The 24,364-nt window shown below is 61.8% G+C and carries 21 protein-coding genes; 11 read left to right on the top strand and 10 right to left on the bottom strand.

The window, feature by feature from the left end; genetic code table 11:
* Nucleotides 1-172 precede the first annotated feature (172 nt).
* The 4 genes from F8S13_23125 to F8S13_23110 all read left to right on the top strand — a co-directional run bounded on the left by F8S13_23125 (nt 173) and on the right by F8S13_23110 (nt 3,115).
* Entirely contained in the window at nt 173-946 is a 774-nt protein-coding gene (locus F8S13_23125; GenBank protein ID KAB8140646.1) for a hypothetical protein, read from the top strand.
* Entirely contained in the window at nt 946-1,404 is a 459-nt protein-coding gene (locus F8S13_23120) for a hypothetical protein (GenBank protein ID KAB8140645.1), read from the top strand. The genes F8S13_23125 and F8S13_23120 overlap by 1 nt, the downstream gene beginning before the upstream one ends.
* Before the next feature lie 559 nt (nt 1,405-1,963).
* A complete protein-coding gene (locus F8S13_23115; protein ID KAB8140644.1) occupies nt 1,964-2,608 on the top strand; it encodes a DUF4291 domain-containing protein in 645 nt (214 codons plus the stop codon).
* A gap of 63 nt (nt 2,609-2,671) precedes the next feature.
* Complete coding sequence (locus F8S13_23110) at nt 2,672-3,115, top strand: DUF1569 domain-containing protein (GenBank protein ID KAB8140643.1); 444 nt, start codon at nt 2,672-2,674, stop codon at nt 3,113-3,115.
* Here F8S13_23110 and F8S13_23105 read toward each other — a convergent pair.
* Nucleotides 3,102-3,698, bottom strand: a complete 597-nt coding sequence (locus F8S13_23105; protein KAB8140642.1) for a TetR family transcriptional regulator — start codon at nt 3,696-3,698, stop codon at nt 3,102-3,104. The genes F8S13_23110 and F8S13_23105 overlap by 14 nt on opposite strands.
* A gap of 120 nt (nt 3,699-3,818) precedes the next feature.
* Between F8S13_23105 and F8S13_23100 the strand changes: the two genes are divergently transcribed.
* The gene (locus F8S13_23100; GenBank protein ID KAB8140641.1) at nt 3,819-4,235 is read left to right on the top strand and encodes a nitroreductase family deazaflavin-dependent oxidoreductase; all 417 of its coding nucleotides are present in this window, start codon (nt 3,819-3,821) and stop codon (nt 4,233-4,235) included.
* Between the two features lie 42 nt (nt 4,236-4,277).
* Here the strand turns inward: F8S13_23100 and F8S13_23095 are convergent, their stop codons facing one another.
* The 3 genes from F8S13_23095 to F8S13_23085 all read right to left on the bottom strand — a co-directional run bounded on the left by F8S13_23095 (nt 4,278) and on the right by F8S13_23085 (nt 8,139).
* Nucleotides 4,278-6,125: a peptide ABC transporter substrate-binding protein gene (locus F8S13_23095; protein KAB8140640.1), complete on the bottom strand. Its 1,848-nt coding sequence runs from the start codon at nt 6,123-6,125 to the stop codon at nt 4,278-4,280.
* Between the two features lie 134 nt (nt 6,126-6,259).
* Nucleotides 6,260-7,180 carry an ABC transporter permease gene (locus F8S13_23090; GenBank protein ID KAB8140639.1) on the bottom strand — a complete coding sequence of 307 codons (921 nt, stop codon included), beginning with the start codon at nt 7,178-7,180 and terminating at the stop codon, nt 6,260-6,262.
* Nucleotides 7,180-8,139: an ABC transporter permease gene (locus F8S13_23085; protein ID KAB8140638.1), complete on the bottom strand. Its 960-nt coding sequence runs from the start codon at nt 8,137-8,139 to the stop codon at nt 7,180-7,182. Before F8S13_23085 ends, F8S13_23090 begins: the two co-directional genes overlap by 1 nt.
* A 984-nt stretch (nt 8,140-9,123) precedes the next feature.
* On the opposite strand from F8S13_23085, the gene uvrC reads away from it, so the two are divergent.
* Nucleotides 9,124-11,163, top strand: coding sequence for an excinuclease ABC subunit UvrC (gene uvrC, locus F8S13_23080; GenBank protein ID KAB8140637.1), 2,040 nt, complete (start codon nt 9,124-9,126; stop codon nt 11,161-11,163).
* A gap of 66 nt (nt 11,164-11,229) precedes the next feature.
* Nucleotides 11,230-12,144, top strand: coding sequence for a sugar kinase (locus tag F8S13_23075; protein ID KAB8140636.1), 915 nt, complete (start codon nt 11,230-11,232; stop codon nt 12,142-12,144).
* 64 nt (nt 12,145-12,208) lie between these two features.
* On the opposite strand, the gene F8S13_23070 is transcribed toward F8S13_23075, so the two are convergent.
* Nucleotides 12,209-14,011 carry an ATP-dependent helicase gene (locus F8S13_23070; GenBank protein KAB8140635.1) on the bottom strand — a complete coding sequence of 601 codons (1,803 nt, stop codon included), beginning with the start codon at nt 14,009-14,011 and terminating at the stop codon, nt 12,209-12,211.
* Nucleotides 14,004-15,821, bottom strand: a complete 1,818-nt coding sequence (locus F8S13_23065; GenBank protein ID KAB8140634.1) for an AAA family ATPase — start codon at nt 15,819-15,821, stop codon at nt 14,004-14,006. Before F8S13_23065 ends, F8S13_23070 begins: the two co-directional genes overlap by 8 nt.
* Nucleotides 15,822-16,197: 376 nt before the next feature.
* Here F8S13_23065 and F8S13_23060 point away from each other — a divergent pair, with 376 nt between their 5' ends.
* Complete coding sequence (locus F8S13_23060; protein ID KAB8140633.1) at nt 16,198-17,676, top strand: glutamate--tRNA ligase; 1,479 nt, start codon at nt 16,198-16,200, stop codon at nt 17,674-17,676.
* Between the two features lie 59 nt (nt 17,677-17,735).
* Here F8S13_23060 and F8S13_23055 read toward each other — a convergent pair whose 3' ends face one another.
* Nucleotides 17,736-18,236 (bottom strand): dihydrofolate reductase, encoded by a 501-nt coding sequence (locus F8S13_23055; protein KAB8140632.1) that lies wholly within the window; start codon nt 18,234-18,236, stop codon nt 17,736-17,738.
* A gap of 119 nt (nt 18,237-18,355) precedes the next feature.
* Here F8S13_23055 and F8S13_23050 point away from each other — a divergent pair, with 119 nt between their 5' ends.
* Together F8S13_23050 and F8S13_23045 are read left to right on the top strand one after the other, a co-directional pair.
* Nucleotides 18,356-19,291, top strand: a complete 936-nt coding sequence (locus F8S13_23050; GenBank protein ID KAB8140631.1) for an AraC family transcriptional regulator — start codon at nt 18,356-18,358, stop codon at nt 19,289-19,291.
* Between the two features lie 132 nt (nt 19,292-19,423).
* Entirely contained in the window at nt 19,424-20,476 is a 1,053-nt protein-coding gene (locus F8S13_23045) for a type III polyketide synthase (GenBank protein ID KAB8140630.1), read from the top strand.
* Here F8S13_23045 and F8S13_23040 read toward each other — a convergent pair.
* A complete protein-coding gene (locus F8S13_23040; GenBank protein ID KAB8140629.1) occupies nt 20,473-20,784 on the bottom strand; it encodes an FHA domain-containing protein in 312 nt (103 codons plus the stop codon). The genes F8S13_23045 and F8S13_23040 overlap by 4 nt on opposite strands.
* 285 nt (nt 20,785-21,069) lie before the next feature.
* Here F8S13_23040 and F8S13_23035 point away from each other — a divergent pair, with 285 nt between their 5' ends.
* Nucleotides 21,070-22,320 carry a CBS domain-containing protein gene (locus tag F8S13_23035; GenBank protein ID KAB8140628.1) on the top strand — a complete coding sequence of 417 codons (1,251 nt, stop codon included), beginning with the start codon at nt 21,070-21,072 and terminating at the stop codon, nt 22,318-22,320.
* 74 nt (nt 22,321-22,394) lie between these two features.
* On the opposite strand, the gene F8S13_23030 is transcribed toward F8S13_23035, so the two are convergent.
* A complete protein-coding gene (locus F8S13_23030) occupies nt 22,395-22,595 on the bottom strand; it encodes a hypothetical protein (GenBank protein ID KAB8140627.1) in 201 nt (66 codons plus the stop codon).
* Nucleotides 22,596-22,657: 62 nt separating this feature from the next.
* Nucleotides 22,658-24,199: an NAD(P)-binding protein gene (locus F8S13_23025; GenBank protein KAB8140626.1), complete on the bottom strand. Its 1,542-nt coding sequence runs from the start codon at nt 24,197-24,199 to the stop codon at nt 22,658-22,660.
* Between the last annotated feature and the right edge of the window lie 165 nt (nt 24,200-24,364).

Below are 24,364 nucleotides of genomic sequence, written 5' to 3'. Positions count from 1 at the left end.
AAAGTGCTTCTCTTTCGGGAAGGCGACTAATTTTTCCCTGGCCCGAAACCTGCACACCCCCTGCTGATCGCACCTGTTGATCACAGGGGGTGTTCTCTGTCGTCTTCACCGATACCGCCGACGCCCATGGCGCAGCACGCGCGGGCACGGCAGCTTCAGCGCCGACACGCTGGTGAGCACGGCCTCGGGTCTGCGCCCGATCAGCCAGATCGCGGTGGGCGAGCTGGTGCTGGCCTGGGATGAGACCACGCGCTCCACCGGCTACTACACCGTGACCGCCGTGATGCTGCACACCGACGCGGCCCAGGTCCACCTGAGCGTGGGCGGCGAGCACGTGGAGACCACGCCCGAGCATCCGTTCTCCACGCTGGAGCGCGGCTGGGTGGCTGCTGGCGACCTGTGGGATGGCGCGCACGTGCGCCGCGCCGACGGCAGCTACGCCCTCACCCTGGTGCTGTGGCTGGATGCCGAGCCGCAGGTGATGTACAATCTCACCGTCGCGACCGCCCACACCTTCTTCGTGGGCGTCGAGCGGGCGCTGGTGCATAATGCCGGGTGTGAGTCGTGGTATTTTGGAGAACTACCTAATAGGCAGGGTGCAGGTAAAACCTCTGGTTATTTGGTTGATGAATACGGTAATAGGATTAGCGAAATATTTGAGAGCGGTAGGAATAAGTATAGTAAGGATAAAAGTTTAGTTAGAGGCAATGATGCAATATACGTGATTCAGGATCATGTTGAGGCTCAAGTTGCAGGATGGATGCGGGATAATAATGTTTTGGACGCTATACTCGTTATTAATAACCATCCATGTTCTAATGGTATAAATAATTGTAATAACTTGCTTCCAAGAATGTTGCCGTTGGGGTCTAAATTAAGAGTAATTGTCCCTGATGGGTTTGATATTCGTGGTTTATTTGATAATATATATCATGGAGGTATTTGATGTTTTATAAAGTTAAGTATATAGAATGGGAATATGGTAAGGATTACGGTAATGTTTTTTACCCTTTAGATGGTAATATAAGAGATAAGGTTCTTGAGTTGGATGAATATGGTTTATTAAAAGAATACTCATTCCTTATATCTGTAATTTTTGAAAATGAGAGCTTGTATGTAGCTTTCACAGTTGGTCACGAAAAATATAGCTTTTTAGAGTTTATGTACGGTATCGACAGGGAAAGTAGTAGAGGACTCGGTCCATTCTATGTCGTTAATGATATGGGTGATCCCGATGAAATTATACCGATATACTATATGTCGTCTTATACTGAAGTAGATACCGCGCAAATGTTGCCTAAAGAATGTATATTTGATGCTGTATTTCAGTTTTGTGATAAAGGTAATTTTCCAGGAAGGATTAGATTTAACGATGATTGCGTTAATATGAGATTTGTTTCATAATACAGTAAGATCTGTTTTTGATTCCCACCTCTTAACCTAACTAATATACATTTATTTTTGGTAAGTGGGTGTCACCCCAGGGCAAACGCATTATGAATTGCGATTATGTGATGTCTATGAGCAGCAAAGTCATGGTATTCGATAAAGCTCATGTTAGATTTGACATCACAACACCTAACTAATAAATACTCTTTTAGAAAAGTGGGGCGTCACCCTCAAAATAGGCGTATTTTTACCTGCTTTGTGGGGAGAAATCTCCAATTTTCAGGCAAAATCATAATGCGTTCGCCCTGTGGGTTCTAACTCTATCAGAACCTAGCTATTGCAGGTTGCCTTCTCACACACCCTCCTCCTGGCCTGAAACCTACCCACCCCCTGCTGATCGCACCCGACGACGGCAGGGGGTGTTCTATGTCCTCTTCACCGATACCGCCGACGCCCATGGCGCAGCACGCGCGGGCACGGCAGCCCACAAGAGACGCAGCAATGGCGCATGCTATACTTCACCAACAGGGGCTAGCACATAAGATGGTTAAACGTTAGGAATTCCAGCACAACCATGAATCTCTCTACCGAGCCATACCTTGTGCAGAAGGAGCGCTGGCCCCAGGCTGGACGCCACATCCTCGCGCAGTTCGACGCCGAGTCTATCATCGTGTACCAGGCCTACCAGCCATCCATCGGGCACTTCGCCGCCCAGCACCAGGCGTTTGGCGGCGAGTTCAGCTTCACGCGCATGAGCTGGGTCAAGACCAATTTCCTGTGGATGATGTACCGCTCGGGGTGGGGCACCAAGCCTGGCCAAGAGGTGACGCTGGCCATCCGCATCCGGCGCAAGGGCTTCGACCAACTGCTGAGCGAGGCCGTGCACTCTACCTTCGATCCCAGCATCTACCCCGATCAGCAGGCATGGGCTGCGGCGGTAGCTGGCTCCTCGGTGCGGCTCCAGTGGGACCCCGACCATAACCCAGGCGGGGCGAAGCAGGAGCGGCGCGCCATACAGCTGGGGCTGCGCGGCACGGCGCTGGCCCGCTACGCCCGCGACTGGCTGATCAAGATAGAGGATATCTCGGCGTTTGTGGCCCAGCAGCGCGAGCATGTGCAGCCCCGATCTGGCTACAGCCAGCTGCAGACGCCGCACGAGGAGATCTACGCCGTAGGGGATGCCAGCACGGCCCAGCGGCTGGGGCTGGCTGCATCATAAAGCGGCGACTCAGGCTTCCCACACGCCTACACTCAGTCCACCACAACATCAAAGGACACGCCCATGACCAAGCTCGCCAACCTGCACGACACCCGCGACTACCTGCTCCAGACCTTTGCCGACCGCGAGGTAGAGAAAGAAAACTGGAGCCCGTTCAAGACCTTTGTCCACTGCGCCCAGACCATCGACTTCGCCAAGACCGGCTACCCCGCGTACAAGCCGGTGATCATCCAGGAGACCGTGGGGCGGCTGGTGATCGGCACGTTCCTGCGCCAGGGCTACATGCGCCACGACCTGACCGCGCCGGTGCCGGGCGCGCCCGAGATCGCCAGCACCGGCGCGGCGGGGGCCGGGCTGTCCATGCTGGTCGAGTCGATCGACCACTTCCTCACCTGGGAGGGCGACCTCAAGCGGCACCTGATCTTCGGCAAGCTAGACAAGGCCGACTACGACCGCTACTTCACCATGCACATTGTCGATCACCTGTCCGAGTTTAAGCTGCGCTAGGCTGCCCCTTCTCCAGCGGCCCGGCCACACCCACCGTCATATCGTCCATCCAGGCCGCCATCTGCTCAGGGCTGATCGCGCGCCCCTCCTCCAGCCACCAGCGGATCGCGCCGATGCCCGCGTAGGCCAGGCTGCGTATCCACAGCTCGGCTGGCGCGCCGCCCGCCTGCTCGTGGCGCACCAGCCAGGCGCGCAGGTGCTGCTCGGTGTTGCGCCGGAAGTGCTCGACGAACACCGGCTCGCAGCGATTGCCCAGCATGGACTGGTAGAAGTCGGCGTGCTGCTGGATATGGCGCAGCAGCGCCACCGGCCCGCGCAGGCCGCGCCCGCCAGCGCTGGCGGGCGCGGCCTCGGTCAGCGCCGCGATCTCGGCCATGTAGGCCTCCAGCAGGGCGTATTTGTCCAGATAGTGGCGGTAAAACGTCGAGCGGTTGATCCCGGCCCGCTCGGCGATATCGCGCACCGTCAGGCTGCCGAAGCCGCGCTCGATCGTCAGCGCGATAAACGCCTGGAAGATCAGGCGGCGCGTCCGCTGCACCCGCAGGTCGGCCTGCTCCCGCTCCTCGTATGCGATCTGCACCAATTTCGCCTCCTCTGTTGCATATGCCGCACATGTGCGCCCTCTGTCGGTTGATGGCGGGGATGCGCGTGGCTAGAATCATGCTACAACACCGTGTTGCATACCAAGCGAGGGAGGCAGAAGATGAGCGAGATAAACGACTGGAACGCGACGGTGATCCGCGAGTTCCGCGCCAACGGCGGCGTGGTGGGCGGGCAGTTCAGCGGCACACCGCTGCTGCTGCTGCACACCACCGGGGCGCGCAGCGGCAAGGCCTACGTCAGCCCGCTGGCCTACACCAGGGATGGCGACCGTGTGGTGATCATCGCGTCCAAGGGCGGGGCGCCGGAGAACCCCGCGTGGTACCACAACCTGCGGGCCAACCCGCAGGTAAAGGTGGAGCTAGGCGGCGAGATATTCGAGGCGCGGGCCACGGTGGCGGCTGAACCAGAGCGCACGCGCCTGTTCAACCAGATGGGCGCGCAGATGCCAGGGTTCTTGGAGTACCAGCGCAACACCGAGCGCATCATCCCCGTGGTGGTGCTAGAGCGGCTGAGCTAGCGAGGCGGGGCGGCGGGGTAGCTCCCGCCGCCCCACACTACCCTAGTGCTCGGCGATGTAGAGGTAGCGCTTCATGTTGCGGTAGACACTGCCGTCGGTGACGGGCAGACCCGACTTGCCGCTGAGCAGGCCCTGCACATACGGCTTGAACACGTTGACCGCGCTGGCGTAGTACAGCGGGATGTAGGCCGCATCCTGCACCATCAGCCGCTCGGCCTGGATGTAGAGATCGGCGCGCTTGGCCTTGTCCTGCTCGCCCGCCGCCGCATCCAGCAGCTTGTCGAAGGCGTCGCTCTTCCAGGCGAAGCGGCGGCGCGCCGACTGCCCGTACCAGATGGCGTTGTAGTGGTTGCTGGGGTCGGGGTAGTCGGTATACCAGATGTAGAAGACAAACTGCTGCTTGCCCGCGTAGAGGTCGGCCATGAACACCTTGCTGTCCTCGGGGCTTTCGACCTTTACCGTCAGGCCGAGGTTCTGGGCCAGCTGCTGCTGGATGACCTCGGCGGCCAGCTTGCCGGTGGGGCCGACGGGCCGCAGCGTCAGCGTCACCTCGGGCCAGTTCTTGCCGCCCTCGTAGGGCGTGCCCTTCAGCTTGCTCTTGGCCAGCTCGGGGTCGAAGGTGTAGGCGCTGGCAAACTCGGGGTGTGCCTTGGGGTCGATGGCGTAGGGCTGATCCTGCGACACCAGACTGTAGGCAGGCTCGCCCAGGCCGTAGATCACCTTCAAGATAGTCTCGCGGTCGATGGCGTGCTGCAGCGCCTGGCGCACACCCAGCTGGTCGAAGGGCGGCTTGTTCACCTCGGGCGAGAGGAAGGCGGTGGCCGGTCGGCGCACGCTCACCAGCTGCTTGCTCAGCTCGGGGTCATGCTGTAGGCGCTCGATCTCGGTGGCGGGGATGCCCTGGTCGTTGCGATAGTCGATCTGGTCGCTCTCATAGGGCAGCAGGCCTGCGTTGTTGGGGATGATCGAGGCCAGCACGCGCTTCAGCTTGGGCTTCTCGGCCAGCGCGAAATCCTCGTAGCGCTCAAACTCCAGCTCTTTATTGTGATCCCAACGAATCAGCTTGAATGGCCCGTTGCTCACAATATGCTCGGCCTCGGTCCATTTGTCGCCAAACTTCTCGACCGTGGCCTGGTGCGCGGGCAGCGCGGATGCGTAGCCCACCAGCAGCGGGAAGTACTCGCGCGGCCCCTTCAGCGTGATCTCCAGCGTGGTGTCATCCACCGCCCTGATGCCCACGCCGTCGGCGCTGCCGCCCTTGCCGGTGTTCCACTCCTGCGCGCCCTTGATGTCGTAGAGAATGGCCGCGTAGCTGGCCGCCGTCTCGGGGTTCAGCTGGCGCAGGAAGCTGTAGACAAAATCCTTGGCCGTCACCGGCTCGCCGTTGGTCCATTTGCCCTTGGGGTTCAGCTTGAAGGTGTAGACGGTGCCATCGGGCGAGACGCTCCAGCTCTCCGCCGCGTAGGGCTGCGGCTCGTAGTCCGCCGAGAGCGTGGTGAGGCCTGCAAACAGCGACGACTCGCCTCCGCAGTAGAGATCTTTGTTGAAGTCGTGGCTGGCTGGGTCAGTGGCGAAGGCGATTCGGAACACCTGCTGGTCATCCGGCGCGGCCTTGCCGGTGGTGCCCACCACCGCGCTCTGGGCGGTGGCCGCTGGCCCAGCGCCCTCGGTCGCGCCCGCCGCGCCGCTAGGCTCCGCCGTCAACTCGGCGGCAGGCGAGCCGCTCGCCGCCCCGCACGCCGCCAGAATGGCCGATGCCCCGCCCAGGCCCAGCGCCGTCAGAAACTGGCGGCGGCTGACGCCCGCCCGCGCCGATGTCTCGGCGACCCGCTCCACAAACAGCCTGCGCTGCTCGCCATCACCCAGCCACTCGGTGGTCTTCCGTGCCATGTGCTGTCTCTCCTAACCTATGTGGGGCGAATCCAGGCAATGCGGCGGCCAGGCGCACATGCGTGGTGCGCCCTTCATGTCCGCCAGGGGAAGAGGCCAGCCCACAGCGCGGGGCGCTGGCCTGCGGTGCGATGCTAGTTCCTATCGCGGGGGTCGAAGGCGTCGCGCAGGCCGTCGCCCAGAGCGGTGAAGGCCAGCATGGTCAGGCCCAGCGCCGCGGCGGGGAATACCGCCAGGTGCCACGCCGAGCGGATGTACAGGATGTTGTCGCTCACCATCTGGCCCCAGCTGGGCATGGGCGGGTTGATGCCGATGCCGATGAAGCTCAGCGTCGCCTCGGCCAGGATGGCCTGCGGGATGCCAAACGTCACCGAGGTAATGATGGCCGAGAAGGTGCTTGGGAAAATATGCGCCCACAGGATGCGGCCCACCGGCACGCCCACCGCGTGGGCCGCCGTCACAAACTCACGCTCGCGGATGCTGAGCGTCTGGGCGCGCACCAGGCGGCAGATCGTCAGCCAGCTGGTCAGGCTGAGCGCGATCACCACATTCTGCAGGCCCGAGCCGAGCCAGCTCATCATCAGGATGGCGAACAGCAGGCTTGGGAAGGCGTAGAAGGTATCGACCACGCGCATGATCAGCGCATCCACGCGCCCGCCGCAGAACCCGGCGATCAGGCCCAGCGGCACGCCCACCAGCACCGCCACCGCCTGCACCACCAGCCCCACCAGCAGCGAGACCCGCGCCCCGTACACGATCCTGGCCCACAGGTCGCGGCCCGCCGTGTCGGTGCCCAGCCAGTACAGCGCGCTGGGGAAGCTGCGCAGGTGCTCGTAGTCCTGCGCAGCGTACCCGCGCGGGGCCACCAGCGGCGCGAGCGCGGCCAGCGCCAGGGCCAGCAGCACAAACGCCGCCCCGGCCACCGCAGGCTTGCGCGCCCAGAAGCGCCGCGCCACATCGCCCCAGAAGGTGCGCGGCGCGCGCCGCCGCACAGGCTGCTGCGCTACAGGCGGCGCAAGCGGCACCGCGCGCGAAAGCTTATGCTCGATGCTCATCACGCCCCTCCCTTGGCCGAGAAGATCGCCCCCTGCGCACGCGGGTCAGCTACGGTGTAGAGCGCATCCACCACCAGATTTGAAAAGGCCAGGAACATGCCGTAGATCAGCACCAGCGCCATGATCACGGGGTAGTCTTTTGCGAAGATGCTGCTGACGAAGAAGCGGCCCATGCCCGGCACGCTGAAGATCGTCTCCACCAGAAACGAGCCGGTGGCGATCGAGGCGAAGATCGGCCCGGCAACCGTGATCACCGGCATCAGCGCGGCCTTCAGCACATGGCCGTAGAGGATGGAGGACTCGCGCAGGCCCTTGGCGCGGGCGGTGCGCACATAGTCGCTGGAAAGCTCGTCGAGCATGGCGGCGCGGGTGTAGCGCGCGAAGATCGCCAGCGGCCCCAGCGCCAGCGAGGCCGTGGGCAGCAGCCAGGCACGCGGGTCTTCCCAGTGCACACTGGCGGCGGGCAACACCCGCAGCACCAGCGCGAACAGCAGGATGAGCAGCACGCTGATCACAAAGCTGGGCATGGCGATGCCCAGCATGGTCAGCAGGCGCACTAGGTGGTCGACCATGCCGCCCTGGCGCGCGGCGGCCAGAATGCCCAGCGGGATGCCCAGCGCCAGCGCCAGCGCGAAGGCCATCAGGCCTAGGTGCAGCGAGATCGGGAAGGTCTCGCCCAGCAGCTCGGCCACCGTGCGCGAGCGGCTGGCGAACGAGTAGCCGAAGTCGCCGCGCAGCGCGCCGCCGATAAAGCTCAGGTACTGCAGGGGCAGCGGGCGGTCAAGCCCATAGCTGGCCTCGATGCGGGCGATCACCTCGGGCGGGAGGTCGTTGCCGCCGCGTGTGGATGGGTCGAAGGGGCTGCCGGGAATGGCGTGCATCACCGCAAAGGTTATCAGCGTCATCGCGAGGAGTGTGGGGATGATCGAGAGCACCCGCTGGATAAGGTATCTTCCCATAGCCCTCTCTTTGGTCGGAACAAGCACTGATCACGTGCCGCTGAGAACATGAGGACGATCTGTATCATCTATCAGCACTAAACAGCAGAATCTCACCTATGAATGAATGATTGAGCTATTTTCAATCCCCAATAGCGACTTAATAGCGCTGGTTGCGATCACCTACCTATGCGCCTAATTGCCGCATTTCCCGCCGAAAAAGCACGGCAAGGCTCGGCCTATGCACCCATGCCGTAAGGCCGCATACTCATGGGGCTGATGCTGGTATCGCTGCTAATTGGTAGCTGAAGCGCTACAAAATATGGAGATATACCTCATATCCATCACCCTGGCCGTGGTTCTCTATTGTTAGTATGGTTTGCTGCGAAAACAATCATAACTTACTTAATCAACTTTGTCAATATAGTAATATTACGCATTGGAACGCGATCTTGCAGGTCGGGCCGACCGGTTGCGGCCTCGATGATGGGAGTAGTGCTTGGATGATGGGTGGGTACGCTGCGCGGGCGGCGCATCGGGGCCAGCTCACTCATAGGGTGTCTCTTTTTCGGCTTTTCTGTGTCGGGGCGACTGTGCTGCTACGATCAAGATAGTGGCGCGCTTTTGGTGGGTGGGTGCCCTGTGCGGGCGGCACCAAGGGCTCCGCGCCCTTGGAACCCCGCCAGGGGAGTGGCCCCTGGACGCCAATTTCAGGCGTTCCCATGCGGCAGGCTAGCGGCAAACGTTCGTGCATATGGCCAGCAAAACACGAGCGGCACCTTCGCCGCATGGGATGAGTGGGTATGGTGGAGTGGCAATAAGGTGCAGTGTATGGTCTAGTACGCCATATTGCTTGGTGTCTTGGCATCTTGGTGGTGAATCGGTTCTTTTTCCGCCTTCGCGCCTTCGTGGTATTCGTCCCCTCGCCAGCTTGCCCATTTGGCCAGAAAGCCGCAAGATACGGTATACTACACTTGTTCTAATTCACCAAAGAAACACATACTTATGTCAAATCTTCAGTATACATCGGTGGCCAACCCCGAGCTGTTCGAGGAGCGCATGCGCCACGTGCCGGTCTCGCCCGGCGTCTACCTGTGGAAGAACGCCCAGGGCACGATCATCTACGTGGGCAAATCCAAGGTGCTGCGCGACCGCATGCGCTCGTACCTCGGCTCGCAGCGCGGCCTGAGCGGCAAGACGCGGCGGATGGTGGCGCAGATCGCCGACTTCGAGATCATCCTCACCAGCAGCGAGCTAGAGGCGCTGCTGCTGGAGATGAACCTGATCAAGCAGCACCGCCCCAAGTACAACATCCTGCTGAAGGATGACAAGACCTACCCCTATATCAAGGTGACGCTGCACGAGCCGTGGCCGCGCGTGTTCACCACCCGCACCGTGCTGAACGATGGCGCGCGCTACTTCGGCCCCTACGCCAACGCGGGCGCGGCGCGGCGGCTGCTCAAGCAGCTCAACCAGCTGTTCGCCTTCCGCCCGCCCTACGACTGTAAGGACGACAAGTTCTCCCGCCACCGCAAGCTGGGCAAGCCCTGCATGTACTACGACATCCACCGCTGCCTGGGGCCGTGCGTGCCCGAGCTGGTCTCAAAAGACGACTACCGCAGCACCATCGAGTCGGTCTGCCGCTTCCTTGAGGGCAAATCTGAGCAGATCGTGCGCGACCTGCGCAGGCGCATGGAGCAGGCCGCCGAGAACATGGAGTTCGAGCGGGCCGCCTACGTGCGCGACCAGATCCGCGACATCGAGAAGCTCTCCGAGCGCCAGCAGGTGCTGCGCACGGTGGACACCGACCAGGACGTGATCGCCTTCGCCCGCGAGGATGGCTCGGCGGTGGTGCAGGTCTTCTACATTCGCGGCGGCAAGCTGATCGGCTCCGAGCCGTTCGCGCTGCAGAACACCGAGGACGAGGACGACCAGCAGCTGCTGGGCCAGTTCCTCACCCAGTTCTACGACAACGCCGCCGAGGTGCCGCCCAACATCCTGCTGGCCGACCACGTGGAGGAGCCGGTGATCATCGCGCAGTGGCTCCAGCAGAAGAGCGGCCACCGCGTGGAGCTGGCCGTGCCACGGCGCGGCGACAAGCGCCAGCTGATCGAGCTGGCCGAGCAGAACGCCCGCCAGAAGCTCGATGAGCTGCGCCTGCAGTGGATGAACTCCGAGCAGCGGGCGGTGGCCAGCCTGGCCGAGCTGCGCGACATCCTGGGCCTGCCCGCCATGCCGGTGCGGATCGAGTGCTACGACATCTCGAACACGCAGGGCACCAACGCCGTGGGCGCGATGGTGGTGTTCGAGCACGGCGAGCCGAAGAAGAGCCGCTACCGCAAGTTCAAGATCAAGACGGTGCAGGGGCCAAACGACGTGGCATCGATCCAAGAGGTGCTGCGCCGACGCCTGAAACGCGCCGCCGACGCCAGCGGCGAGCCAGCCGCCGACTTCGCGCCCATGAGCGCCAGCCAGCCGCCCGTCGCCGCCGACGCGGCCAGCCCGGCCCAGCGCGCCGAGGACGAAGCCGCCGCCCTAGCCGACGACACCGCCACCATCGAGGAGGGCAAGCTCCAGCCCCAGCGCGCCAGCGACGAGACCTGGGCCGAGCTGCCCGACCTCATCCTGATCGACGGCGGCGTGGGCCAGCTGGGCGGGGCCATGGATGTGCTGCGCGACCTGGGGTTCGCCCACATCCCCACCGTGGGCGTGGTGAAGGGGCCGAACCGCGACCGCTTCGACCTGCTGCTGCCGGGGGCCGCCGAGCTGATCGTGCTCGACCGCGACAGCCCGGCGCTGCGGCTGGTGCGCCAGATCGACGAGGAGACCGACCGCTTCGCCAAAGACTACCACCGCTCGCTGCGCAGCAAGTCGGCCATCCGCTCGACGCTGGACGAGATCCCGGGGATCGGCCCGCGCCGCAAGCGCGAGCTGCTCAAGCGCTTCGGGTCGCTGGATGGTATCCGCAACGCCACCGTGGAGGAGCTGGCCGCGACGCCGGGCATGACCAAGAAGGCCGCCGAGGAGCTGAAATCGCTGCTCTGAAATACGGTATGATAGCCAGCACAGCGATCTTTCAGCAGCTCTGCTGCATGCCAACGGAGGCACCCCATGCCTGAGATTGTCACCCTCGGCGAGACGATGGCCGTCCTCTACCCGCCCGACCCCGTGCGCCTCGACGACACCGCCGCCCTGAAGATCGACATCGGCGGGGCCGAGTCGAACCTGGCCATCGCGCTCTGCCGCCTGGGCCTGAGCGCCCGCTTTATCTCGAAGGTGGGCGGCGACCCGTTCGGGGCGCGCATCCGCAGCACCCTGGAGCGCGAGGGCGTGGACACAGCCTACCTGCTGACCGACCCCGCCGCGCCCACCGGCGTGTTCTTCCGCGAGTGGCTGCCCGACGGCGAGCGCCGCGTCTACTACTACCGCAAAAGCTCGGCGGCCAGCCAGCTCGCCCCCGCCGACCTGACGCCCGAGATGTTCAGCAGCGCACGGCTGCTGCACCTCACCGGCATCACCCCCGCGCTGGGCGGCGCGTGCGCCGAGACGGTGGTGCGGGCGGCGCAGCTGGCCAAGCAGGCGGGCGCGCTGGTCTCGTTCGACCCCAACTACCGCGCGCGGCTGTGGTCGCCCGCCCAGGCCCGCGAGGCGCTGCTGCCGATCATGCGGCTGGCCGACATCATCCTGCTGGGCCACGAGGACGCGGCGGCGGTGCTGGGGACGACCGACGAGCAGGAGAGCATCGCGGCCAGCCACGCGTGCGGCGCGGGGCTGGTGGTGCTGAAGCTCTCCGAGCGCGGCGCGATCGCCAGCGAGGGCGGGCGGCAGGTGGCGGCCCCCGCCGAGTTTGTCGAAAGCCCCGTGGACCCGGTGGGCGCGGGCGACGGCTTCAACGCGGGCTTCCTGGCCGCCCGCCTGCGCGGCAGGGGCCTGGAGGAGGCGCTGCGCATGGGGGCACACGTGGGCGCGGCCTGCGTGGCCACCCTGGGCGACTACGCGGGCTACCCGCGCATCGCGCAGTGGTGAGGCTGGCGGGGTAGGACACACAGCGACGGCCCGCGCACCCAAGGGTGCGCGGGCCGTCGCTAGGCTAGGATATTAAGTGTCTCACTTCGGTGATAAACCGAGACTCGCCTCCATTAATATGCCTACCATATGGTGTCGAATACCATCCAGAATAAAGAAGGTGAACTTCATGCCTAGCACGAGTAAGACCAACATAGAAAAGGCGACGCTCTTCTTGCATTTGCTTTTCTTTTTTTGCACGATAATTTGGCAAGATACCTTCTTCAAGAAACGGCAGTATAACTACATCGAACTCTAGACCTTTAGCAGAATGAAGTGTCATTAGATTAAGATGAGTGCCCGTACCCCGCTGCCCTCCAAAAGCCAATACGGTAAATCCGGCTAGACGAGAACCAAGATCACAAACACCTGCCAACTTTGATATAGCTATAACCTCCTCCCGAAGTCTTGGCTCACGATTAAGACTAAAATCTAGACAAGCTTCTCGAAATTCAGATAACCAATCTCGTAAATATTGATCCGTATTTCGGTGAGAATATAGAAATTTCACCAAATTATGACGTAGAATACGTCGATCAGCATCAGTAGTAACTGTATAATTAAAGTTTTGCCATTTTCTTACCAATTCAGAAAGATGTGGATTACCAATCTCCCAGCCTCCACCACACCAAGCCGCACAATCCTCTAACCAAAAGATAATAGGTGTTCGTATATATGGATTACCTTGATCAATCCGAATAAAATCCCATCCTTCATTCTCCACAGCCATAGAAATTTTATCACCATGATACTTATCTCGGTAAAGAATAGCAATATCACCAAATCTCCTTCCCTCCCGCCGTTTAATAGCATCAGGAATAATGGTTTTACATATGAAACTGGCTTGTTCATCAAAGCCTGATGGCTTCTCATGAATATACAAAACACCTGATTCTTCTGTTCCAGCTCTGAATCCTCTATATTCTCCCAAAGCAATTTCTGACGCACGAATAATCGCCGACCCACAACGATAATTTAGTTTTAATTGTATTCGCTCAATATCTGGTTTTCCTGCCAGATCTTGCACTAAAGATGGATCTGCTCCAGTAAAGCCATATATAGACTGGTCTGGATCACCTACAGCAACAAGTCGTATCCCTGCCTTTACACAAAGAGATAATACAATCCTATGAAGTGCAAATCCCAAATCTTGGTATTCATCAACAACTATAATAGGAAATCGCGCCTTTAAGCATTTACGCACCCAATCATACTTCTCAACGAGCATTAAACCAAAAATAATCATCATATCGAAATCAATGAGGCCAGAATCCAATAAACCTTGTTCATACAATTCAATGCTCTTAGAAATATTCTCATCATCTGCATGCCATTGGTCTTTATCTCTATCAAGATGCGTGTGTCTATATAAATCGCGTCTAAACGTCAAATCTCGTGGGTTCTCACTAGACCCGAAAACCCTTGCTACAGCTATCGCCCAAAACTCATTTTGCTCTTCAGTGGTTGCTACATTCAATATATCTGGGATAGGGAACCCCGAAATATTGGCATATGGAATAACAATATGTTGTAGGCAGAACGAATGGAGTGTAGAAATCACGACCCTCTCGCCATCATAGACTCCAAGATCTAAAAGCCTACGTTGCAATTCTCGGACACAGTAGTTGTTATAAGTAATACATGCAATGCTTCGAGGTGCCTTTATATCTTCAGCCAGCATTCTTGCCATCTTAATTGTCAATGTCTTAGTCTTACCACTACCAGGCCCAGCCAAAATAACACAGTTACCTTTGGACTCATACGCACTCCATTGGCCTTCATTATCACGAAGAGATTCAGATGCAATAATGTAGGAAAGCTTATTCATATTGACACCTCCTAATGATATACTCTAAACCCTTAGCAATATATTCTGGACACTCCTTTGCATCATTCATTAAAATAATAGATGCAAGTCTCTGAGCAAATCTTCCTTTTCCAACACTCTCGATATCTTTTAGAAATTTCTCTATAACTAGAGAGTCTGGGTTTACAGACCATGTTTTCATTCTTTCTTTAGCTGGTTTACTACAATCAAGGCTTTCCATAGATGTAGCAAACGAACTACTAAGACCTGACTGAAATAAATCTACTTCAAATGTATAGCCGTTAATGTATATGCCATATTCTTCCGCCATAGACAATAATTCGTAAAGTTCTTTTCCCTGGTATATAGTTTCTTCAATTAGATGAACCAACATCTGATAAGCTACACGTTTAGGTCCTTGTGGTTCTTGATCTTCTCCGTCTTTTTTAGGTGGGTCCATATCCGTAAATGCAATAACGGGTATATTTAACCCCTTGGGACCAAGCAAATTAAGATATGGTCCAAAATTTATCCCAGAAACAGAACAAATAGAAATGCCTAACTCATCTAGATCAATCCCCTGCTGTCTAGCTAAAACGGGAAGAAGAAATCGTTCAGCATCACCCTCAACAAGGATGATGCCACGTGCGAACAAAATCTCTCCTCGATTGATATCAAGATAACGCTCTAAATCTGCAATGTCTGCATCTGAAAAATTTAGGCCAACGGTTGAAACAGCCTCTGTTGCATTGCCAGAATTATTACGCCGTAACAATACGAGATCTTTTATAGGAGTTACACTTACTACATGGGGTGAATGAGTAGTCATTAGAATAGTAGAGGATGGTCCAACCATATTGTTCTCAGCGGCATCACGTGGCCTCAAATAATGCCGAAAGATTAACCGTTGCAAGTTCGGGTGAAGATGGGCTTCAGGCTCCTCAATTGCTAAGAAAGTGTGGTCTCGATCTCCATCTTCTGCTAGTTGGTCATACTCTAGTGACTTCAGCGCAAAGTAAAGCAGATTTGTAGAGCCCAAACTAGCATTTCCAATCCCACGCTTTCCACCATCAATAAACAATCGAAGGGTTCGAATAAGCATATCCGGATCAGCCGATGAAAACCTCAGAACATTATCCAGCATCTGCGCTGAGCCAACCATTCTCTCAAGTTTACTACTGATAGATCTCGCAACTTTATCGACTTCAGGGACATGTGCTATTCTCTCTGTAGCTTCATCTACCCCTTTTGCAAGTTCTTCAAGCAAAGGTTGAGTAATAGTGCTAGCAGCTTTATTCAAGAGTGGTCGGAGAGGAGAGCGTGTCCATCTTTCTAGATCGTTCGCGCAATCACGTAATGCTGGCAGCAACTCAAGTGGAAGGCGTCGCCGAACCTCATAACTAATACGATTTCCTAATCGGCCACCACCATATATAAAGAACTCATAGTCAGCATCTTTGACCGGATTACCCTGAAGTCCTGGAAGCGGCTGAAAAACATATGTTAGTCGAGCTACCATCGGATTGGGTTGAATCAAATGTTCAGCCAGAATAGCCAACAAATTTTCGTTGTTTTCGAAATCTGTAATATCTATAGAAATGGTGATCTGGTGATCTTTAGTAAGAGGTCGATTAAGACCATCCCAGAAATCTTCTTGACGAAGATTCCGGGCAGAATCAGAAAGGGAGGGGTCAAGAATTAACCGCAATGCATATAGCAAATTAGACTTACCAACCTTGTTTTCACCAACTATTACGGCATGCTCTCCTAAAAACACTTCCAGATTGGAGAAGTTTCGAAAGTTCACAATTTCTATTCGTGAAATATGCACCCACTTGCCTTTCTTTTCCTAGAAAATATGTTCTGTGGTAAAAATTGTGTATAGCAAACCTCAACAACATATAACGGCAAAATATTCTACCACATCCCATCGCGCTCGTTCAATCCCCCAATAGGCATCTCGCCCCGCGCGCTAGCGGTCAGCCAAACGAAACAGGCGCAAACATCATGCGCTAAGCCTTCGCGGGGTGCGCCCCCGTTTCTTCCTTGGTGTCTTGGTGGCAAACCGCGCCGCCGAGCGAGCGCGCAGCGGCGCATTTCTCAGGTATAATATCCCCCAGTCTGAAGATGAACGGTCGCGCGCAGCCTGGGCCACTGGCCCGCATTTTTATGCCTAGCCGCGCGCGCCAAGCAAGATGAGGTCAACCATGGCAGAGATCACCGGCCCGGTGCGCGTGCGCTTCGCGCCCAGCCCGACAGGATACCTCCACATCGGCGGCGTGCGCACCGCCCTGTTCAACTGGCTGTTCGCCAAGCACTACGGCGGCCAGTTCCTGCTGCGCATCGAGGACACCGACGAGGCGCGCTTTGTCGAGGGTGCCGCCGACAACCTGATGGACTCGCTGCGCTGGGTGGGCATCACCTGGGACGAGGGGCCGGACATCGGCGGGCCACACGGGCCGTACGTGCAGTCCGAGCGCAAGCAGGCCGGGATCTACCAGCCCTACGTCGAGCAGCTGCTGGAGAGCGGCCACGCCTACATGTCCTTCACCACCCCCGAGGAGCTGGACCAGCTGCGCGCCGAGGCCGACGCGCGCGGCCAGAAGGCGTTTCGCTTCCGCGGCCCCGAACGCGACTGGACGCTGGCCCAGCAGCGCGAGCTGGCCGCCACCGGCAAGCCCTACACCGTGCGCCTGAAGGTGCCGACCGAGGGCACCACCCACTTCACCGACCTCATCCGAGGCGGCGAGGAGGGCATCAGCATCGGCAACGACCAGCTCTACGACATCGTGCTGCTCAAGACCACGGGCATGCCGGTCTACCACCTGGCCCACTTGGTCGACGACCACCTGATGGGCATCACCCACGTGCTGCGCTCGGACGAGTGGGTGCCCAGCGCGCCCTACCACGTGCTGCTGTACCGCGCCTTCGGCTGGGAGCAGCCGCAGTTCGCGCACCTGCCCGTGGTGCTGCGCCAGGACGGCAAGGGCAAGCTCTCGAAGCGCAAAGACGACGTGGCCGCCAACCGCTTCTGGGAGCGCGGCTACCTGGCCGACGCCATGTTCAACTATCTGGCGCTCCAGGGCTGGAGCTACGACGACCACACCGAGATCATGACGCGGGATGAGATCGTCGAGCGCTTCACCGTCGACCGCGTGCAGTCCTCGCCAGCGCGCTGGAACCCCGAGAAGCTGCGCGACATGAACGGCATCTACATCCGCAAGCTCTCGCCCGAGCAGGTGGCCAAGCAGATCCTGCCCTTCCTGGCCAGCGCCGGGTTCGAGGCCAGCGCCGACTACCTGCGCACGCTGGTGCCGCTGGTGCACGAGCGGCTGGAGGAGCTGGGGCAGGCCCCCGAGCTGCTGGAGTTCTTCTTCAAGGATGTGAGCTACCCCGACACGGCGCTGCTCATCCCCAAGAAGATGGACCAGGCGGGCACGCTGGCCGCGCTCCAGGCCGCCCGCGCCAAGCTGGCCCCCGCCGAGGGCTGGTCGCACGCCCAGCTTGAGGAGCAGCTGCGCGCGCTCTGCGAGGAGCTGGGCCTGAAGCCCGGGCAGCTCTTCGGCGCGATCCGCGTGGCCGTCACGGGCCGCAGCGTGGCCCCGCCGCTGTTCGAGACACTGGAGGCGCTAGGCAAGGAGCGCACGCTGGCCCGCCTAGAGGCCGCCGCGCAGGCCCTGGCCTAGCACAGCACAACGCCCCGCCGATGCCATGTGCATCGGCGGGGCGTTTTTTCACCCTCGGCTCACCGCGCCAGCGCGTAGCGCAGCTGGATGATGCCCGACCCCAGCGGGCGCTGCTCCAGCAGCCGCAGCTCGCGGTAGTCGCCCTCGCGCAGCAGGATGTTCAGCCCGCGATCCTCCAGCACGGGCACGATGTTCAGCACCAGCTCATCCACCAGCCCCGCCGCCAGAAAGGCGTTGTGCAGGGTCTCGCCGCCCGAGATCAGCGCGGTCTGGTGGCCCTTGGCCTCCAGCAGGGCCAGCGCTGCCTGCGGGTCAGGCGCGACCGCAGGCAGGGGCAGCGGCTGGCGGGAGACCACCACGATGTCAACCCCAGCAAACGGGCTCGGGCTGTTCGGCCCGCCTGCGGCGAAGTTCTCGAACGTCCGTCGCCCGACGATAAAGTTGCCCACCTGGCGCACGTGGTCGGCAAAATCGGCGAGCGTCTCGGGCTTGGGCGGCTGCACGTGTGAGCGTGCGTAGTTGCCGTTGGCGGTGAGGGTGGCCCAGAGGATCGTCTTCATCTGTCTTCTCCCATATTGCAGATCTTGATTCGATGTCGCCTATTCTAGGGCGGACAGAGAAGACGGATAAGGTTATAATATCGCAGATATGGGTCTGATCGTCCAGAGAGGGAGGCGTGATGGATGTGCTCACCGATGTGCTCAACGGCCTAGAGCTAAAGGGCTGGCTCTCCTCGCGCCGCGAGCTGACGCCGCGCTGGCGTGTGGCCTTCCTGGCATCGAGCGACAGCGTCTTTCACATGCTGCGATTTGGCGCGGGCTACATCTTTGTGGAGGGCGAGGAGCGAGCCATCGAGGTGGGGCAGGGCGACGTGGTGTTCTTCCCCAGGGGGCAGGCCCACACGATCTGCGACGACCCCGCCGCGCCGCTGAGCTACACCGTCCCGCTCGACCACACCATAGGCCAGCCCTACGAGATCTTCCCCAGCGCGGGCGGGCGCACCGACCAGGCGCTGCTGTGCGGCGCGTTTCGCTTCGAGCACCCCGGCCTCTTCCCGCTGCTGCACCTGCTGCCCAACGTGATCCACATCCCCGGCGCGCACGGGCACATGCAACCAGCCTTCGCCGCCATCGTCAACCTGATCGCCAGCGAGTCGGCTTCACCCCAGCCAGGCCGAGGGGCGGTGCTCAGCCGCCTCGCCGAACTGCTGGTGATCCAGATGCTCCGCGTGTGGATCGAGCAGCAGGATGCGGCGGCCACCGGCTGGCTTGCGGCCCTGCGCGACGGCCCAATCGGCGGCGCGGTCGGCCTGATCCACCAGCACCCCGAGCGCCAGTGGAAGGTCGAGGAGCTAGCCAGCGCCGTCGCGCTCTCGCGCTCGGCCTTCTCGGCCCGCTTCACGCAGCTGGTGGGCGAGCCGCCCATGCGCTACCTCACGCGCTGGCGCATGCACTGCGCCACCCGGCTGCTCAAAAAGGACAGCATGCCGACCGAGGAGATCGCCGAGCGGCTGGGCTACGAGTCCGAGGGCGCATTCCGCAAGGCCTTCAAGCGCGAGGTGCGCCTGACGCCCGCGCAGTACCGCAGGCGGCGCAGCGCCAGCGCGGCGGGCTAGAGCAGATCGCCCACGCTGCTTGCGCCACCAAAAAGGCGAAAGCTGAATCCGGCCAGCGACATCGTGCGTTTTCCTGATAGCATGGCCGCCATCCTGCTGAGCAGAGCGCAGGATACACAAGAAGGAGATTCTATGCCCAGCATTCGCGCCATCGGCACCGCGCTGCCGCCGCACCAGGTCGCGCAGGATCAGGCCCGCGACTTCGCCCGCGCCTACTTCGGCCCGGCCTTCCCCGGCATCGACCGCTATATGAGCGTGTTCGCCCACGCCCAGATCGACAATCGCGCCATCGCCGCGCCGCTGGAGTGGTTCCAGACGCCCCGTAGCTTCAAAGAGTGCAACGACCTGTTCATCCAGGTCGCCACCGACATCGCCCAGCAGGCCGCCGAGCAGTGCCTGCGCTCGGCGGGGCTGGGCGCGGGCGATATCGACCACCTGATCTTCGTGACCACCACCGGGCTGGCCGCGCCCAGCCTGGATGCCATGCTGATCAACCGCATGGGCATGGGGCCGCACACCCGCCGCACACCCATCTGGGGGCTGGGCTGCGCGGGCGGCGTGGGCGGGCTGGCCCGCGCCTACGACTATGCCCTGGCCCACCCCGCCGAGCGAGTGCTGCTGGTCACATCCGAGCTGTGCAGCCTGACCTTCCAGTGGGACGACTTCTCCAAGCGCAACCTGATCGCCTCCTCGCTCTTTTCCGACGGCGCGGCGGCCCTGCTGGTGGAGGGCGACGCCGTGGCCCAGGCCGGGCCGCGCATCTTGGCCACCCAGAGCACGCTCTGGCCCGACACCCGCGAGGTGATGGGCTGGGATATCGTGGACACCGGCATGCGTGTGGTGTTCTCGCCGCGCATCCCACACATCGTGCAGACGCTGATGCGCGACAACGTGGCCGAGCTGCTGGCCGCCCACGGGCTCACGCTCGACAGCGTGGCCCACTGGGTGCTGCACCCCGGCGGCGCCAAGGTGGTGCGCGCCTACGAGGATGCGCTGGGCATCGACCCCGAGCGCCTGCGCCATACGCGCGGCGTGCTGCGCGACCACGGCAACATGTCGTCATCCACGGTGTTCTTCGTGCTCGATCGGTTTCTGCGCGAGGGGTCGGTGCGCCCGGGCGAGTATGGGGTGCTGGCGGTGCTGGGGCCTGGGTTCAGCTGCGAGCTGGCCCTGGTGCAGGGTTAGCTCGCCTTACCGATGGAGATGCGGTAGCTGGTAGCCCCGAGCGTCAGCACATCGCCCGCCGCCAAACGGCTGCGGCCCGAGACCGGCACGCCGTTGAGCGACACGCCGCGCCCATTCGGCGTGAGCGGGATGATGAAGAAGTGGCCAAACATCTGGTGGATCTCCGCGTGCCGCTCCTCGACGTGGCGCTCGTAGAACACCAGATCGTTGCCAGGGGCGCTGCCGATTGAGGTCACCCGCTTCTCGGCAAGAAACTGCTTGCGGCGCTCATCGCCAGTGATCGCCGTCAGCTCAAGCACAACCGCCATACCATGCCTCCTTCTATCGGCAGCATATGCCGAAAGCGGAGCGCCCGACCCACGCCCTGGGCGAGCGCTCCGCTGGTTTGCTAATCAAGGTACCACAATTCCTTCGCAAGAAAGAACGGTTTCCCAGCACATTTCGGCGTACCCTACCACAGCGCTATTACGAGTGTCCATCATAGACAGCGCAGGGCAGCCCCGCGCGAAGATCTGACCATGCGGCTATGGCGGCGGCGAGGCGCGCTCTGGTATAATCGCAGCAATTATGCGCGATAGCAGCAGGAAACCACCATGCAATCCGACAGCGTTCAGCGTGTACGAATCTACCTGAGCGAGAAAGATACGATCAGCGGGCGTCCCAGCTACCTGGCTACGCTTGAGACCCTGCGCGAGGCCGGGGCCACCGGCGCGACCGCGCTGCGCGGGCTGGCCGGGTTCGGCGTGAGCCAGCGGCTGGCCACCGAGAGCGGCGACCCCAACCAGAAGCTGCCGGTGGTGATCGAGTGGATCGACCGCGCCGACCGCGTGGGCCGCATCCTGCCCTCGCTCGACGCGCTGCTGCCCGACGCCCTGATCACCATCGAGCAGGTGCAGATCTACCGCGCCACCCTGCGCAGCAGCGGGCCGTTCGGTGAGCGCCGCGTGGGCGACCTGGCCGCCCGCGATGTGGCCACCATCGCGTCCCACCGCAGCGTGGCCGACGCCATCCGCCTGATGCTGGGGGCGCACAGCGCCCTGCCGATCACCGACGACCAGCAGCGCCTGGTGGGCACCTTCAGCCACGCCGACATGCGCCGCCACGCCCAGCTCGCCCCCGAGCTGCTGGCCGCCCTGCCCGAGGCCCAGCGCGCCGCGCTGCTGGCCCCGCTTGAGGCCACGCCGCTCGCCCAGGCCATCCGCAGCGAGGTGCTGGCGCTCTCGGTCGACTCGTCGGTGCTGCAGGCCACCAAGGCCATGATCGAGTGGGGCCTCGACGAGGTGCCCGTCACCAATCGCGAGGGCCGCTTCCACGGCATTTTCACCACCAGCCACGCGCTCCAGGCCGCCCAGGAGAGCCGCGCCGCATCCGACAGCCCCATCCGCGACGCCGAGCGGCCCTCGCCGATCGGGCTGCTGATGCAGGGCGTGCGCAAGTCGGTGCTAGGCTACGCCCTGGCCAACGAGGGCATCGAGCGGCTCGCCGAGGTCGGCGATGTGCCGCTGGTGGTGCTCGACAACGGCCACCCCCTAGGCGTGCTCGACATCGGCGCGCTGCTGGCCGGGGCCGAGCCGCCCCTGCGCGATTCGCTGGTGGCCTTCTTCCGCAGCGGCCAGCCCAGCAGCCCGGCCCTGGCCGAGCTGCTGGGCGAGACCCGCGTGGCCTCGCTGCCGCTCGCGCCCCTGCCCAGCCTACCCACCGCCGCCGGGTACGATCAGGCCATCGCGCTGCTGCACGAGCAGGGCAGCGCCTGGCTGGCGGCGGTGGATGAGCAGGGCCGCGCCCAGGGCCTGATCGGCCAGCGCACCATCCTGCGGGCGCTGGTGCAGGAGAGCGGCGCGTAGCGGGCGTCCCAAAACAACAGCGGGGCGGGCGCATCTGCGTCCACCCCGCTGTCATACCCCATGCGGCCTGCCGCCTAGCGCGGCTGCCTCTCCCTCACCACGCGCGCGTACCGCGTGAAAAACATAAACCCGCCCGCCATCACCGCGATCGGCAGCAGCGCCACCGCCGCATCCATCGGGCCTCGCCACGCGGGCGTATCCCCAACAACACCCACATCGATAAAATCCATCGCCACCCCGGCCTGCTGAAGCAGCGTGACGATATCCAGATCCACGAGTTGATAAGGCTTTCCATGGCGTTCCTCTGAGCAGATGCTCAGCGCAAGCAGAAAGACACCTACTCCTTGCCCCGCGCCCGCCGCCGGAGCATCGCGTGGCGCAGCCGCTGGAGGCCGCGCGCCATCGCCCCGGCCAGCGGCTCGGGGCTGGGGTGGGGCAGCAGCGGCCACGGCTCTAGCCCGCATGCCTCCAGCACGGCGTTGGCCGCCAGCATGCCGGTGGTGGTCGCCCGCTCCAGGTACAGCGCGGGGTTGGGGTCGAACACCCAGTCGCCACAGGCCACTAGCCCGGGCCAGGGCGTGCGCACCGCCAGCGAGCGCTCTGGGGCGCCGGGGGTGAACAGCGTGTGGGTCGCAGGGTTGCGGTCGATCGTGCAGTGGATCATGCGGTCGCGCAGCTCGGGGAAGGCGCGGGCCATGTCGAAGCTGGTCTGGGCCAGCAGCGCGCCGTCCGGTCGATCCGCGATCTCCTGCGGGCCGTAGATGTGGGCCTCCACCGCGCTGCCGCCGGTGGCCTCGTGCCAAGCCTGGTAGGCGGGCTGCAGGCGGTGCAGCCAGAAAAAGTTATCCACCAGGAAATCGCCGGTGCAGATCCCCGTCTCGGCCACCGCGCCCTTGGGCGTGGTGTCATACCAGAAGCGCATGATCACGGTGGGAACCCCGGCGGGGAACACCATGTCGGCGGCCTGCGCGGCGGTGGGCGGGCTGTCGCGCAGCAGCCGCGCGGCGGATGGCGAGTCGAGCGCCAGCACCACCTGCTCGCTCTCCACCGCGTGCTCCTGCCCGCCCCGCTCGTAGGTCACGCGCCAGCCCTGGCCCGCCCGCTCCAGCCGCGTGGCCCGGCTACCCAGCCGGATCTCCACGCCCAGCTCGCGCGCCTTCGCCGCCAGCGGCCCGCTGATGCCGCCGCCGCCCGTGCCGCGCAGGTAGTGGAAGCCCCAGGCATCGCGCCGCAGCAGCGTGTAGAAGCGCAGGAAGGCAATAAACCCCGCCGCCGGTGCCTGCTCGGGGTGCGCCGCCAGCGCGTTGCGCGCCAGCCCGGCGAACAGACTGCGGATGCGCGGCGACCAGCCCCGTGTGAGGTCGGCCAGCGTCATGCCCGCCAGCGACTTGCCCTCGGCCAGCGGGTCGATCGCCATCACGCCGATCAGCGAGCCTTCGACCGCGAACATCGACACGATATCGGCGGGCGTCAGCATAGCCAGGAAGCTGGGCCGTAGGAACAGCGCCAGGTAGTGGAACGGCGCAGGCACCCAGCTGCCCCGGATGGCGCTGCCGATGTGGGCCATCCGCACGCTGCGGCCCTCGCCGTAGATCCAGGTCTCCTCGCGCGATGGCGCCATGTCGGGGGTGATACCGTGGCGCTCTAGCAGCGCCAGCAGGTTGCGGTAGGGCGACCAGATGCCGTGGACGCCGTGCTCGGCGGGAAAGCTCCACGCCTCGCCCGCGTGCTCGACCGTCACCGGCGGGGTGTCGCGCAGCCGCCCGCCGATCTGCTCTGGCTCGGCCTCAAGCAGCAGGGGGCGCAGGCCGCGCTCGGCCAGCTGCACCGCAGCTGTCAGCCCGGCGACCCCGCCGCCAAGGATGGTGATGGATGTCATGGTAGGGGTTCCTCACACGGTGCGCAGATGCGCAGGATGCCGCGCCAGTATAGCATAGCTGGATGATGCAGGGGATCTCCCTAACACATCTGCAGGCACATCGATGAACAGATACCCCATATCTATGAAAAAAAAGACTTCAGATCACATCGATGCCTGCGCGGA

Source organism: Chloroflexia bacterium SDU3-3, from assembly GCA_009268125.1.
GTDB lineage: Bacteria > Chloroflexota > Chloroflexia > Chloroflexales > Roseiflexaceae > SDU3-3.
Note: the sequence above shows the minus strand (reverse complement) of the source record. Positions and strands in the feature narration are given on the sequence as shown.